The sequence below is a fragment of the Mucilaginibacter sp. NFR10 genome (assembly GCF_900100445.1).
Lineage (GTDB): Bacteria > Bacteroidota > Bacteroidia > Sphingobacteriales > Sphingobacteriaceae > Mucilaginibacter > Mucilaginibacter rubeus.
The window spans coordinates 132,473-147,372 of sequence record NZ_FMTV01000008.1 but is presented as its reverse complement, the minus strand read 5'-3'; the positions used below and the strand labels follow the sequence as shown (position 1 = coordinate 147,372).

The window sequence follows — 14,900 nt, the reverse complement described above, 5'->3', positions numbered from 1 at the left end:
ACAGACAAAGTACGGCTAGGCAGCAAATTGAGACGGTTTTTCTTTACAATAGCACTCTTTTACAGCCTGAGCCATTTTATAAGCAAGCATTGGAGGTACTGCATTTCCAATCTGGTTGAATTGGCTAGTTTCAGCACCAGTGAAAATAAAATGATCAGGAAAGCTCTGAAGCCTCGCAGCTTCTCTAAGGAGCAAACGACGGCGCCTGCCATCCGGTAGCCTGACTCTATGCATATCACCGGTAGCCCCGGATAAGTTTCTACAAGTCAAAGTACGTGAAGGCCTATCTGCATATATATCTCGTGGATTTATACACTTAGAGGCTTTCTCATATTTTGCTATATAAATATCTTGAGCTTCCGTCAAAAATTTACTTTCTTGAGGCACTGTATTCATTAAATCAAAAATCGCATCACCGGCTGTGTATTTTTTTAATTCAGGTGCAGGAAAACTAAATTCCGAATTATGTCCCACCAAAAACAGTCTTTCTCGATTCTGCGGAACGCCATAATGAACGGCATTAAGCAGTCTACAGTTTGTTTTATAGCCGAGACTTTCTAATTCCTCAATAATTAATTCAAGATACCATTTATTCGAATACAGCAGGCCCCTTACATTCTCAAATAGAAACATTTTAGGTTTTACTTTGCGAATTGCATCAACAAAAAAGGGAAAACCATTTCTTGAATCATGGATACCGTTTTGATTGCCCCCAACGCTGAATGGCTGACATGGCGGTCCGCCAATCACGATATCCGCAGCAGGATATTCGGTATCCAATGTAAGTTTTTCGGTTCTACAATCCCCTTTTAAATTTGCACGGTAAGTATTTGCTGCGTCAGGATTCATTTCAAAGCCAAGCGTTTCAAATCCCGCGGCTTCGAAGCCCAAGGCCAAACCACCGCAACCTGCAAATAAATCAAGCACCAGCGTTTTTTCTGTAATTTTAGGCGTAAGCAACTGGTTAATTAAATCCAAATAGGCCATGACTGAAGTAATTGCGCAAAAGTAATATAAATACTAATAATAATAGCACCAAGAACATCGCATTTTCTAAGTTATGCATTTAAAATAAAAGGTCCGGTTTATTTTTTTAACCGATTAATTTAAATTAAAAGCAGACTAAAAAGATATAGTGTTTTTGCAATCGTAATTTACTTTCCAAGAGAGTCTTAGAAAAACCAAAGAGAATAACGTCGTATGAGATTTACATCTGACATTAGTAATACCGATAAAAAATTTGTTTAATCATCTAAATAATAGATCAACAATACTGCATAATAACGAATCTATTTATGATCCTATTGTTTGTACCACTAATGCAGATTAACTTGGTCAAAGTTCGCGAACTTTCTGGTTAGTTGTCTTCACCCTTGTAAAAAAAGCTTATATAATTGCCAGTCGGAGCTACGAACAAAGCCGGTTAGCTCTCACTAAACGGCTTTCTTGTTGAAAATCGGGACACTTGATTAAGTAACCCGGTGTACTTTTAAATTTACCCGTTATGATTGGGGATCAAATTCCACAATCCATTCTATACCATACTTATCCCTGAACATACCGGCGTATGTACCCCAGGGGCTATCACCAATCGGCCCTTCAACTTCGCCGCCTGCTGATAATCCGTTAAATATTTTGTCGGCTTCTTCACGGCTTTCGGCGCCCGCATATATTTTAGACCTGTTTTCGTTTTCACTTACCTTCCCTATAAAATCGGGAACATCATTGGCTATCAATACATTGTTTTTACCGAGGGGTAAACCGATGTACATTATTTTGCTTTCTTCACTTTCCGCCACCTGGAATTCAGGGCCAGCTAACTCTTTGAAGCGAATGATCCTGGTGAACTCTCCGCCAAAAACTGATTTGTAAAAATTGAATGCTTCCTGGGCGTTGCCATTGAAGTTGATCCAGGGATTAATTGCTCTCATAATTTTTAGTTTTTAAATTGTTATGTTTTTTGTTTATCTCTTCGGTTATTAATATTCATTTCACCTTATGATTTTTGCGACAAGGTTGAAAACAGATCGTCCAGGTTTTTCAACATCAGCATCATTCCTTTAGTGAAGCCTTCGGTTAAGCGTTCCATTCGTTCAAGCGATTCATTATAAATGGAAATATTCACCGTTGTTATGCCGTCTTGTTCGCTGAAATTGTAATCCCATTCCGAGCCCGGTAATTCGGGGTTTTCATCTTTGTCGGCAAAAGAATTATATAATTGAAAATTGGTTTTGGGGGTAATAGAAGTATATTTCTGCAGCAGCCAGCGTTCTTGTCCGTCGGGGCTTACCATGGCGTAAAATCTTCGTCCTCCAACTTCAAAATTCATGTATTTGGTTTTGGAGCGCATTGGTGCGGGTGCAGCCCATTGGTCAAGTATTTCCTGTTTGGTAAAAGCATCCCATACCAGGTCAAGCCCGGCATCAAACTCGCGGGTTATAAATACCTTTTGCGCTGCTTTATCAACGGTAAAATCAAATAGCAAATCGTTGTTCATATTTTCTGTTGTTTAATTGTTGATAATACTTTATCGAGCTGATTAAACTGCGTTTCCCAGCTTTGCCTGAATTGGGCTAACCAGTTGTCGAGCTCCTGCATTTTCTTTGCATTAAAGTGATAATAAATTTCCCTGCCCGAATGCTCTGGTTTAATCAATTCGCATTCATGCAGTACTTTAATATGTTTAGATACTGCCTGCCGGGTCATATCAAATTTTTCGGCCATTGCATTCGGCGTCAAAGCCTTAATAGCAATTAAAGTTAAAATAGCTCTGCGTGTCGGATCGGCTATGGCCTGGAATAGATCTTGTTTCATTTTAAAACGCGCAACTTTTAAGTTGCGTAAATATATATGCAACTTTTGAGTTGCGCAAATTTATTTGCGATTATCTTTTGGGTGGGGACGAAAGCTTAAAGGTTTGGATATTAGTTAAGGCAAGAAGGTTTCATCACTGAAACAAGGGGATTGATTTTACCGGGGATCGTCGAATGTTGAACAACAATTTAATATTCAAGATATTATAAACAGCTTAAAGCTCCTTCTTCTCGCTGGCATGGGGATGCGACACAAAAGCGAGTGGGCGTACCCGTGACTTATCAAAACTAAGAAGCCACGGGCACTCTACGCTGCATCCCAGCGCTGCATACTCAGGCCGGATAGGATCTATTTCAAGCCCCTCTCGGTCACCAATCTCTCTATTTCCTTATTCCTGACCCTATTCCGCGCCGCTATCGGAATATAAACCAATGGAAGAAAGGTCAACAATCCAAACCCATTTCTGGCAACGCTATAAACGGACACTCCAATTAAAAAACCAAAGATCACGGCATCCATAAGCTTACCAGACTTGATCTTCCTTGCTTCCTGTAATAATTCGTCGTTTGTTAATTCGGCTAATTCTTTTTGTTTCATTGATGTGATATCTGTTAACGGTTAAATTTTAGTAGTTGAAATTGCAGGCTACTATTTCGATTACAAGTTACTAAATAAAGGAAACTACCTGAGAAGTCACGAGTATTTTACTTCGCATCCCTGCGCCGCATACTCACTGCCACACAATAGGTTCGAGATAGTTCCCTACAACCAGGAAAAGACTTTACGAAAGTGAAAAGTAAAGTGGTTTTAATTGGATCTTAGCGCCGCGGCATTCGGTCGCTATCGGCTTAAATATAAAGAAAACTCACCGGCAATATCTTTGTGTCGCGATCCACCCCGCAATTTGTCGTTTTCACACAGCACACAAGCCTAAAATAACTGCCATCTTTGTATTGTCAATCAAAATCGAAACAATTAAACTAACATTCCATGAAAAGAGTATTCAAAGGATCTAATGTCATCCAACCGGTATTAATAATAGCTATGCTTCTTTTTACAATATTTCAATGTAAAGGGCAACAGCTTAAGCCTGCCGCCAGTGGCTATGCACCGGTTAATGGCATCAAAGTTTATTACGAAGTTTACGGCGAGGGAAAACCTATCGTTTTGCTGCATGGCGCTTTTTATACCATTGAGCTGAACTGGGCGCAGTTAATCCCTGAACTGTCAAAAACAAGAAAGGTAATTGCCCTTGAAATGCAGGGGCATGGGCACACGCCATATTCGGACAGAAAATTAGACATTGCTACCCTGGCAAGTGATGTGGAAGGAGTAATGAATTACTTAAAAATTGATAGTGCCGATGTTGCAGGATATAGCATGGGAGGTTCCATAGCTTACCAGTTTGCAGTAAAAAGCCCTAAACGGGTAAGAAAATTAGTGATCATTTCATCTACGTACAAAACTAACGGCTGGCTGCCTGTGGTAAATGGTGGTTTTAAAGGTTTTAAGCCTGAATTTTTTGACAATACTCCGTTAAAAACTGCATATGATGCAGTAGCACCCGACAAAACGAAATGGAGAAAGTTTGTTGAACAAATGATTGTTTTTGCCGGGGTACCCTTTGACGTGGGTGATGCCAATATTGCAAAAATCACCTCGCCGGTGCTGCTTATTTCTGGCGATAATGACGGGCTGGACAAAGTGGAGTTGGCAAAAACATACCAATTACTGGGCGGTGGCGTATCTGCCGATTTGGCACCAATGCCAAAATCACATTTGGCCATTGTTCCTGCACAGGGACATGTAAGCTTAATGCAGCAAACAAAAACGATATCAGATCTTCTGAATGGCTTTTTACAATAATAAAGTGGCAATAATGCAATCTGAAGATACCACCGCAGGAAAAAGAAATTTTATTTACCTATAAACTATTTATAAACAAATGAGAAAAATCAGAATTTTTGAACATATCTCGCTGGATGGCGTGATAGAACATGACGGAGACTATACCTATGGCGCTTGGACAACACCCTATCGCAGTCCTGCCGGGGCGGCAACCCTGCTGGAGGCATACGGACCAAACTTCGACCTGCTGCTGGCCCGCCACACTTACGATATATTTAGCGGCTTTTGGCCTACTGCCGGAGATTTCCCAATGGCAAATGCTATAAATGCCGCAACAAAATACATAGTAACCCACAGGCCCGACAGCCTGGAATGGGGACCAGTAAAGGGTTTGGGCGAGGATATTATCGCGTCTATTCGCGATCTCAAATCAACCGATGGCCCCGACCTGATCGTCGTTGGAAGTTCAACGCTAACTTCTGTGTTGCTTGACCAGGGACTGGCTGACGAGGTTGTGCTCATCACCTACCCGGTGTTGCTTGGCCGGGGTAAACGCTTATTGTCGGACACTATTGACGCCCGTGAACTTGCTTTTGTCGACTCGAAGAGTACGCCCACAGGTTTGCTCATCAACACTTACCGGCACGTCGGCCCGTTGAAAAAATAACTTTTCGCCCTTGGAGGGAAGAATTTCCCAAACACACTACAAAGCCACTTTACAAAAGTAGAGCGGCTTTTTTAATTACTACCGGGAACACAGCACCTACCCTTACAAACTGACATTTGGTAAACCCTGCCAACCGCATTAATTGTTAATTTTGCAACAAATAAAAGTTTAAGAATGTCGATAACTACCGAAGATGAAAAAATTGGAATGCAGCAGGCAAGTGATGCTGTAGCCATTACGCTCAGGAGGATGCGGGAGTACGCCAAACCGGGTATCTCTACAAAAGAACTTGACGAATACGGCGGCGAATTGCTGGCACAGCTGGGAGCAAGATCTGCGCCTTTGTTAACCTACAATTTCCCGGGACATACTTGTATAAGCGTGAATGAGGAAGCAGCGCACGGTATACCTTCGGCCGATAAGATCCTTAAGGAAGGCGACCTGGTAAATATTGATGTATCGGCGGAGCTGAATGGTTACTGGGCTGATAACGGCGGCTCCTTCGTTTTAGGGCAGGATATCCATGGCTATGGCAAACTGGTGGAGGCCTCGAAAGAGATCTTAAAAAAAGCGATCAAAAACATTAAAGGAGGTGTCAGGATCTCGGAGATCGGCAGGTTAATTGAAACTGAAGCTAAAAAAGCCGGCTACACGGTAATAAAAAATCTGACCGGGCATGGTGTTGGCCGCAGCTTGCATGAAGAGCCGCATGAAGTTGCCAACTACTGCGACAGGTATAACACTGCGCGTTTTAAAAAGAATTCGGTGGTGGCGATAGAGACATTCATTTCAACACGGTCGACAATTGCCGATACTCAAGCCGATGGCTGGACATTAATTGGCAATAAAGGAGGTTTTGTTGCACAGCACGAGCACACCATTATGGTAACCGGCGGTGAGCCGGTAATATTTACAGCGCAGAACGGTATTTGGGATTAATTCTTTTGGGGACAGATCAGGCAACACCCCTGAAGTATTTATATTAGATAGCTACTAAGCCGCTTTACGAAACCGAGCGGCTTTTTTGTGCGTGCAATAACAAGCCGAAGGCATACATATCCATTTAAAAACCCCATAAGGCAGAACCGCGTATTTTGGATTTAATTTATCCGTTAACCTGTTATCCATTAGTATTTTATTAATTTGGAGTAGTTATTAACCTCATTCATTCACTTGAAGCCGTATACATTCCATATTACCCTTTATGACGCTGCGTTTTTTGGGATGCTGTTTATCGGCCTCACTTTTATCTTGCTTTTATGGTTCGCCAGGAAAACAAACCAGTCGGCAAACCGGTTTTTGGCGATGGCATTGGCAATTGCCGTTTTGTGGATAGTCCGGATCCTGGGCACCGATATCGGGCTGTCAACCTATATTCATAACTGGGGCCGGCTGCCGCTGCAGTTTTCGCTGGCAATTGGCCCGCTCATTTTCTTTTATGTACTTAAAATAACCCGGCCGGAATATAAATTCACCCGCAGGGACCTGCTGCATTTCAGCCCCTTGTTAGTCGAACTAAGCGCCCAGGCTTTAGAGGTGCTGGAAAGTATAAAAACAGGCCGGGAAACTTACGATACGCTGATCTTTCAGCAATTAAACCCTGTATTACAGCTATTAGCATTTATCTCGGTCATTATTTATCTATACCTGTGCCGCACGCTGATCGAAAACTTTTACCAGGAGCTAAAATTTAACGGAGGCGACCGGTACCGGCACGAGTTGAAATGGATACATAACCTACTAACAGTCTTCGGGTTGTTATGGCTGTTGTGGATCCCTTTTATAGCTGCTGACTATTTATATTATGATTACCAATTAGGCATACAGGCCTACTACCCTTTGTATCTCCTGCTAATGTCTACGCTTATCTGGATGGCGGCAAGAGCATTTTTAAGGCCGGAAGTTACCGTACAGGCAGATAACTTACCGGTTTTAAAACCATTACTACCAGCGGAGCTGAAGCAAAAAGGCGCCTGGTTAAAGCGGGTTGTTAAAGAAAATAATTACTACCAAGATCCTGAATTGAGTTTAAGCTCCCTCGCCGAAAAGCTCGGTATGCATCCCCATGAGTTATCACGAATCATCAATACGGTACTCAAAAAAAGCTTCAATGATTTTATTAACGAATACCGGGTACAGGCAGCTGCGCGGAAAATGCAGGATCCCGCTAATGATCATATCACCCTTTTAGGGATAGCGTTTGAATCGGGATTTAACTCCCAAAGTACCTTTAGCCGCATTTTCAAGCAGGTGACCGGGAAAAGCCCGCAGGAATATAAAAACAACTTAAAAAAAGAGTACCCATCTTATAAGTTGAGAAGCGATACCCAATTTGCGCCGGTAGTTTTGAATCATGAAACCGCTCCTAAATGGTCTCATGATAAAACAAACCGCAACTTTATGTTTAAAAATTATTTCAAAATCGCCTGGCGTAATTTAACACGCAATAAAAGCTATGCCGCTATTAACATTACCGGCCTGGCCGTAGGCATTGCTGTTTGTATGGTAATCTTTATCATTATACAGTTTCAAACAAGCTTTGATAGTTTTCACCCAAAGAAAGACCGTGCCTATCGTGTGCTAACCGAATACCATCACGCAGAAACCGGTGATATTACCTATGGCAAAGATATCCCCTTTCCGTTGCCTTTAGGATTAAAAACGGCTTTCCCCCAAATAGAACAGGTTGCCCCAATTTTTGCAAGCCAGAATGACCAGTTGATTATTCCTGACGAAAATGGGGCCACGATAAAAATGTTTAAGGAACAAAGGGGCCTGTTTTACACCAATCCATCATTCTTTAAAATTTTCAACTTCCCGCTGCTTGCCGGCTCGTACGCTTCATTAAAAGACCCTGACAACGTACTGCTTACCAAAGAGGTTGCTGAAAAGTATTTTGGCGACTGGAAATCGGCAATAGGTAAAACCATTAAATTGCAAATGGGCGGCTTTATGTTTGAGCATGGCACGGACGTATTAAGAGTGTCGGGGGTCCTGGCTACCATTCCTCCAAATTCTGACTTTCAGCTCAAACTTGTTGTTAGCTTTGGGACTGGGTTTACCGGAGACTATTTAGCAAAATCTACAGATTGGAACAGAACGGTAACTGATTTTGGCTGCTATATTTTGTTACCCAAGAACCTTACTGCCGACAATTTTAATCAGCAACTGAGGGCTTATTCACAAAAGGTACAATCTTCTGATAACAAGGACAGTCATATTATACAAGCACTAAATGCCGTTCATTATGATTCCCAAACAGGCAACTACAGCAACCAAACAGCCAGCCATCAGTTGCTCAATGTATTGTGGTTAATTGCCGCGTTCATCCTGCTCATTGCCTGTGTAAACTTTATCAACCTCTCTACCGCGCAGGCTGTTAACCGGGCAAAAGAGGTTGGTGTCAGAAAGGTTTTGGGGAGCAATAAATCGCAATTACAACTCCAGTTCATTGTCGAAACATTTTTGATCGTAGCAAGCGCTGTATTACTTGCAGTTGCTATTACCATGCTTGCATTACCTTATATAAGCCGGCTTTTAGAGTTGTCGCTTTCATTTAACATATTAAGCAATCCTTCAATTATTTTATTCCTTCTGGCTGTAGCAGTTGTTGTAACCGCATTAGCGGGTTTGTATCCTTCTATTGTTTTATCGCGTTTCAATCCTGTTAATGCTTTAAAAAGTAAACTCACAACAGATCCCGCAAAGGGAATTTCATTAAGAAGGGGCCTGGTGGTGTTTCAATTCATCATTGCGCAGGCATTGATCATCGGAACGCTCGTCATTGTAAAGCAAATGGACTATTTTATGGATCAGCCTTTAGGCTTTGATAAAGAAACAATTGTTAATATTCCGTTCCGGGTAGATAGTCTTCGAATGAGCAGGCTGAACTATCTGCGCAACCAGCTATTATCCATAAACGGAGTACAAGCGGTATGCTATAGTTCGAACACCCCGATTGAAAACGGTAATGATACATGGAGCGCAGTCAGGTTTGACCACGCAACAAAAGAAACAGGTTTCAAGGCGATTACCAAATTTGCCGACGAAGGCTATGTACCGACCTACAAGTTAAAGTTGATAGCCGGACGAAACCTTCAGCCATCCCCCTTTACCAGGGAGTTTTTGGTAAACGAATCGCTTGTAAAAAGCTTAGGGATTAAAAACCCCGGGGATATATTGAACAAGGAAATCAGCATATGGGATGGTGTAATAAAATGCCCGGTTGTTGGCGTATTAAAAGATTTTAATGACAGGTCTTTCCGGCACGGCCTTGCACCATTACTTATCGCCACAAACATCACCATGTATAATCAGGCCGGCATAAAGCTTAAAACCACGAATGTTTTTTCGACGATGCAATCCGTTAAACAAGTATTTGAAAAAACATTTCCCAATTTTGTTTATGAATACCGGTTTTTAGATGATAAGATTGCAAGTTTTTACAAACAGGAAAATCAGTTAGCCCAGTTGTATAAAATTTTTGCAGCTATCGCGATACTTCTAAGCTGCCTGGGTTTGTATGGCTTAGCCTCGTTCATGGCTGTACAACGGATAAAAGAAGTCGGCATTCGCAAAGTACTTGGCGCTACGTCAGGCAGCATCGTTTATTTGTTTTCGAAAGAGTTTATTATACTCATTGCTATCGCCTTTGCCATCGCCACCCCCATTGCATGGTATTACATGCACCAGTGGCTGCAAGCTTATGTTTACCGCATTAATATCAGTTGGTGGCTATTTGCGGCGGGTGGAATGGCAGCAATTGTTATTGCACTTGCAACCATAAGTTTCCAGGCAATAAAAGCGGCGAAAGCTAATCCGGTGAAGAGTTTGAGGAGTGAATGATTAAGTGGTTCAGGCAAACAAAGATATTAAATGGATTTGGTTCAATACAATATGTTGAATTATTTACTTTTAACAAATTGAATTCTTTAAATTGATCGCATAAAGAATCTAATTAAACCCTATGCGAAACGCAGCCGCTAAACCTTAACATCAACCTCACATATCAATACAGCCATGATCAAAAACTATTTTAAAGCAGCGCTTCGCAATTTCCGGGCGCACCGTTTTTTTACTTTCGTAAATATAGTGGGATTGGCTATTGGTGTCAGTGCGGCCCTGGCTATTTATGTTATCGTAAGTTTTGATCTCAGTTTCGATAGGTTTCATAACGATAGTGACAGGATTTACAGGGTCGTAACAGACTTTTCATACATGGATAAGGTAGTAGCCAAATTGGGCATGGTAAATGGCCCGCTTCCCGCAATAGTAAAAGCAGAAGCAACTGGTATAAAAACTGCCACCCGCTTTTTAGAAATGAAAAACACTGATGTACAGGTCCCCGATGAAACATCAAGTCCGGTTAAATTCAGAGGTGAAAGTAGTATTGTGCTGGCTGATGATGAATATTTTAATCTGTTTAATTATAAATGGCTGGCAGGTTCGCCAGCTACAGCACTTCGAGAGCCATACCAGGTGGTACTTACCTCTGATCAGGCCAGGAAATATTTCCCCAATGCCCCTTACAACCAATTATTGGGCAAAACGGTTATATATGACAGCATCAAAACAACCGTTTCGGGTATAGTTCAAACTCCCGCTCAAAATACCGATTTTTATTTTAAGGATTTTATATCCTATCCAACCTGCCTGCATAATGCCAATTTGAAAAACATGACCCGTTTAACCGAGTGGCCGGGTGTGGTGTGGCAATTATTCATTAAGATTGATAAACATGCGAATGCCGCTGACATAGAAGAGCGGATCAACGGGTTGCTGAAAAAATACAATAAGGAACTAAGGCCCGGAGACGGCCAGACTGAACATTTACAATCATTCCGCGACCTGCATTTCGACCTGGTATATCCCAATCTTGAAAAAGGGAGGCGGGCGAGCAAGACTACGCTATATAGTTTACTCATTGTTGCCGGATTTCTGTTATTGCTCGGATCCATCAATTTTATTAATCTTTCAACAGCGCAGGCTGCACAGCGGGCCCGGGAAATTGGGATCCGTAAAACTATGGGCAGCAGCAGATGGCAGCTAATTGTACAGTTTTTGAGCGAAACTTTGGTTATCACACTTGTTGCCATCTGCATAGCCATGGTACTGACACCGGTGATACTGAAATTCTTTGCAGATTTTATCCCCCCGGGCGTATCTGTTAATTATTTTGATAGCAACCTGTTGCTGTTTTTATTCACACTCCTAATAACAGTAACCCTACTGGCCGGATTGTACCCCGCAATTATCCTTTCCGGGTACCGGCCGGTATCTGTATTACATAACCTGCCGAACAAAGATACAGGCAACAGCGGCGGAACGTTGCTTAGAAAATCGCTGTCAGTTACGCAGTTTATAATCGCCCAATTTTTCATCATGACAACGCTGTTGGTTAATAAACAGGTTTTTTATGCGCTGCATAAAGATATGGGCTTCAGTAAAGATGGGATCATCAACATAAGTACTCCTCTTAATACGATAAATACTAACAAACAACAGTTATTTAAAGACAAAATAAGTCAGATCCCCCAGATCGATTTAATGAGTATCGGAAGCGAGCCGCCTGCTGATGAAAAGATCGGAGTATGGGAAGTAACTTATAACGACGGAAAAAAAGAAGTTAAAGCAACCCTGCAACAACGAAACGGCGACGAGAATTACCTTAAAGTTTACCGTATAAAATTATTAGCCGGCCGTAACCTGCAACCGGCAGATTCACTGACTGCCGTACTGGTAAATGAAAAGTATACCCATATGATAGGTTTTCAGAACCCCGCGGATGCTGTTGGGGCATCTTTTGATTATGAAGGCAATAAGAGAATGATAGTTGGCGTAGTTGCTGATTTTTATCAGAAATCACTCCGGGACCCAATCATGCCCATGTCTATACAAACCCCGCATTACCGGTTTAATGATCGGTTTTTCCATATCTTGCTAAAGCCTCAAACTACCGGAAATAATGATTGGAGCAATGCCATCGGCAGAATGAGAAAAGCCTGGACGGAGGTTTATCCAGATATTGAATTTGATTATCATTTTTTTGATGAAGAGGTAGCCCGTTTTTATGATAGCGAACAGCGCACATCGAAATTACTTGGCTGGGCAACAGGACTTTCTATATTAATCAGTTGTTTGGGCTTACTCGGGCTAACCATTTTCAATACCAACAGGCGCACACGGGAAATTGGTATCCGAAAGGTACTTGGCGCGTCGGTAACACAAATAGTAAAGTTATTGTCGTCAGAGATAGCCGGATTAATTATTTTATCTTTTGTATTGGTTATGCCATTTGCCTGGTTTGCAATGACCAAATGGTTGCAAAGCTATGCGGACCGCACGGCAATAAGCTGGTGGATATTTGTTCTTAGTGGAATTGGAATGTTGTTTGCCGCATTTTTAACATCAGCTTTTCAAACAATCAAGACAGCCTCCTCAAATCCGGTAAAAAGTTTAAGAAACGATTAAAATGCCGTTTGTAAAAACATTCTTTATTATTCTTTCAAAAAACCAGTTTGTATTTAGTGGTGTCAAGCCACCACTAAAGTCAGAAATTTCTAAGCATTAAACCTTATATACCCTGAAGTAAATGCCGTCGTATTTTACATGGGGGACATTATTTTAACCCCAGCCTGCTGCGCAGAAGATCCCGGTAAGTGCTTCCTATCGGGATTTTTTCGCCGTTAATAATAAGTTGATGCACTTCGATCATGGTAATATGTTTGATGGCCACCACGTATGATTTATGCACCCGTAAAAAATCCGCTGCTGGCACGAGGTCAAAAATATCGCCCATATTCTCACGCACCAGGATATTTCTGTCTTTAAGGTGAATGGTGATATAATTACCGTCTTTTTCCAGATACAAGATCTCATCTACTTTAACCTGGTAAGTTTGCGGACCGCTTTTGATAAAAACGGTGGGCTCATCCTCTTTGCTTACCCCATTTCTTGAAGATAGTGCCGCTGCGGCTTTATTTATAGCTGCAAGAAAGCGCTCAAAAGTAATAGGTTTCAACAGGTAATCGAGGGCGTTCAAGTCGTAGCTCTCTACCGCATAGTGACTATAAGCGGTAGTAAAAATGATCATTGGCCTGGGCGACAAGGTTTGCACCAACTGCATTCCGCTGATATCAGGCATATTAATATCCAGAAAAATAAGGTCTACCTTTTCGCGGTTCAGGAATTCGATGGCCTTCACCGGTTCGCGAAAGGTGGCTTTCAAATCAACCAGGCTGGTTTTAAGACAATAGCGCTCTATCACTTCAAGCGCCTTAGGCTCATCATCAATGGCAATGCAGGTTATCATTCCAGGTCAATTTCGAGTTTAACAATATATTTCCCCCGGTCTTCATTGATCTGCAGGTCATGTTTGCCAGGATACAAAAGATCGAGCCGTCGCTTTACATTCTCGAGCCCGATGCCGCTTTTCTCGTCTTCCATTTTTTTGATGGCGCTATATTTAGTGTTGATACAGGTAAAGGTCAGCTTATGATCTGAAAGAACAATGGCAATATCTATCCCGGATGTTTGCCCAATAGAAACGCCGTGCTTAAAGGCATTTTCAACAAAAGGGATAAATAGCATCGGAGCGACGACGACAGTTCCCGTCTGCGCAGGGTGATCAAATATCACTTTTACCTCATCATCTGCATAACGCAGCTTATTCAGGGTAATACAGTCTTCCAGGTATGCTATTTCTTTATTTAGCGGTACACCACCGGCATTGCTGTCATAGATCATGTAGCGCATCATGCCCGAAAGTTTGGAGATGCCGTCGGCAAGCTCATCATTCCCCTTTTCCTGTGCCATCGAAAACAGGTTATTGAGGGTATTAAACAGGAAATGCGGATTGATCTGCGATTTAAGGAATTTGATCTCGGTACTCAGTTGATAAGCCTCCAGCTGATTGCGTACCAGTTCAGTTCGGGCCCATTCTTTCAAAAAGAAATAGGCTATTGAAAGCCCGGCTGCGGTTAAAAAAATAAGCAGCATGGTGAGCTGCATGTGCACCCAGTTCCCTATTGCAAAAAATGCGCTATGATTTGGTATCAGGTGATTAAGGCCGTCCTTGCCTGCTGCAAAACCAGGGGGCGGAGGCCCAATGGGCAGGCTACTGTTCAATTTAGAACCAACCAAAATATAATTGGCCAGAAAGACCAATATAAACCAGCCTGCCGCGGTAGCGATGCCCGCAAATAAGCTTTTATACCGAAGCGCTTTTTTAAAGATCCAAAATATATTGCCGTAAAACAGCAGGGCCAGAAAAGCGAGTGTAAAGCGGGAATACGGAAAAATGGTGTCCACCTCACTCCTTTCCATGATTTTTCCGTTGTGGTTTACCCGAATCTTGACCGTTGAGCTGGTTAGCGAATTCAGGGTGTAATACACCCCTACCCAGAACGCCAGGTGGATCAGTATCTCGATGATATGTTTGACCTTGATACGGTGCATTCTTCAAAAGTATATTAAGCCCGGCTTATTCATAAATTATTGATGTTAATATAGCGATTTGCCGGCTAAACGGGCAATTTTTGAAATCCGGGCTTAGGGCCACCGGCAGTTTGTT

Annotated in this window: 12 protein-coding genes; 5 read left to right on the top strand and 7 right to left on the bottom strand. The window is 42.1% G+C overall.

Annotated features, from left to right (window positions below; translation table 11 throughout):
* Nucleotides 1-15 precede the first annotated feature (15 nt).
* From BLP33_RS23245 to BLP33_RS23225, 5 genes are all read right to left on the bottom strand, one after another.
* Nucleotides 16-987: a DNA cytosine methyltransferase gene (locus tag BLP33_RS23245; RefSeq protein WP_090533661.1), complete on the bottom strand. Its 972-nt coding sequence runs from the start codon at nt 985-987 to the stop codon at nt 16-18.
* A gap of 515 nt (nt 988-1,502) precedes the next feature.
* On the bottom strand, nt 1,503-1,931 hold the full coding sequence (locus BLP33_RS23240) for a VOC family protein (RefSeq protein ID WP_090533659.1): 429 nt from the start codon (nt 1,929-1,931) through the stop codon (nt 1,503-1,505).
* A gap of 65 nt (nt 1,932-1,996) precedes the next feature.
* Nucleotides 1,997-2,497, bottom strand: a complete 501-nt coding sequence (locus BLP33_RS23235) for an SRPBCC family protein (RefSeq protein ID WP_090533657.1) — start codon at nt 2,495-2,497, stop codon at nt 1,997-1,999.
* Nucleotides 2,494-2,814, bottom strand: coding sequence for an ArsR/SmtB family transcription factor (locus BLP33_RS23230; RefSeq protein ID WP_090533654.1), 321 nt, complete (start codon nt 2,812-2,814; stop codon nt 2,494-2,496). The genes BLP33_RS23235 and BLP33_RS23230 overlap by 4 nt, the downstream gene beginning before the upstream one ends.
* A gap of 348 nt (nt 2,815-3,162) precedes the next feature.
* Entirely contained in the window at nt 3,163-3,411 is a 249-nt protein-coding gene (locus BLP33_RS23225) for a hypothetical protein (RefSeq protein WP_090533652.1), read from the bottom strand.
* Between the two features lie 393 nt (nt 3,412-3,804).
* Between BLP33_RS23225 and BLP33_RS23220 the strand changes: the two genes are divergently transcribed.
* The 5 genes from BLP33_RS23220 to BLP33_RS23200 all read left to right on the top strand — a co-directional run bounded on the left by BLP33_RS23220 (nt 3,805) and on the right by BLP33_RS23200 (nt 12,799).
* Nucleotides 3,805-4,680, top strand: coding sequence for an alpha/beta fold hydrolase (locus BLP33_RS23220; RefSeq protein ID WP_090533650.1), 876 nt, complete (start codon nt 3,805-3,807; stop codon nt 4,678-4,680).
* A 79-nt stretch (nt 4,681-4,759) separates the two neighbouring features.
* On the top strand, nt 4,760-5,329 hold the full coding sequence (locus BLP33_RS23215) for a dihydrofolate reductase family protein (RefSeq protein WP_090533648.1): 570 nt from the start codon (nt 4,760-4,762) through the stop codon (nt 5,327-5,329).
* Nucleotides 5,330-5,503: 174 nt separating this feature from the next.
* Nucleotides 5,504-6,268 carry a type I methionyl aminopeptidase gene (gene map, locus BLP33_RS23210; RefSeq protein WP_090533646.1) on the top strand — a complete coding sequence of 255 codons (765 nt, stop codon included), beginning with the start codon at nt 5,504-5,506 and terminating at the stop codon, nt 6,266-6,268.
* Between the two features lie 234 nt (nt 6,269-6,502).
* Nucleotides 6,503-10,174 carry an ABC transporter permease gene (locus BLP33_RS23205; protein ID WP_090533644.1) on the top strand — a complete coding sequence of 1,224 codons (3,672 nt, stop codon included), beginning with the start codon at nt 6,503-6,505 and terminating at the stop codon, nt 10,172-10,174.
* Between the two features lie 174 nt (nt 10,175-10,348).
* Nucleotides 10,349-12,799 (top strand): FtsX-like permease family protein, encoded by a 2,451-nt coding sequence (locus tag BLP33_RS23200; RefSeq protein WP_090533642.1) that lies wholly within the window; start codon nt 10,349-10,351, stop codon nt 12,797-12,799.
* A 148-nt stretch (nt 12,800-12,947) separates the two neighbouring features.
* On the opposite strand, the gene BLP33_RS23195 is transcribed toward BLP33_RS23200, so the two are convergent.
* Nucleotides 12,948-13,640, bottom strand: coding sequence for a LytR/AlgR family response regulator transcription factor (locus tag BLP33_RS23195; protein WP_090533640.1), 693 nt, complete (start codon nt 13,638-13,640; stop codon nt 12,948-12,950).
* Nucleotides 13,637-14,785: a sensor histidine kinase gene (locus BLP33_RS23190; protein WP_090533638.1), complete on the bottom strand. Its 1,149-nt coding sequence runs from the start codon at nt 14,783-14,785 to the stop codon at nt 13,637-13,639. Before BLP33_RS23190 ends, BLP33_RS23195 begins: the two co-directional genes overlap by 4 nt.
* Nucleotides 14,786-14,900: the final 115 nt, after the last annotated feature.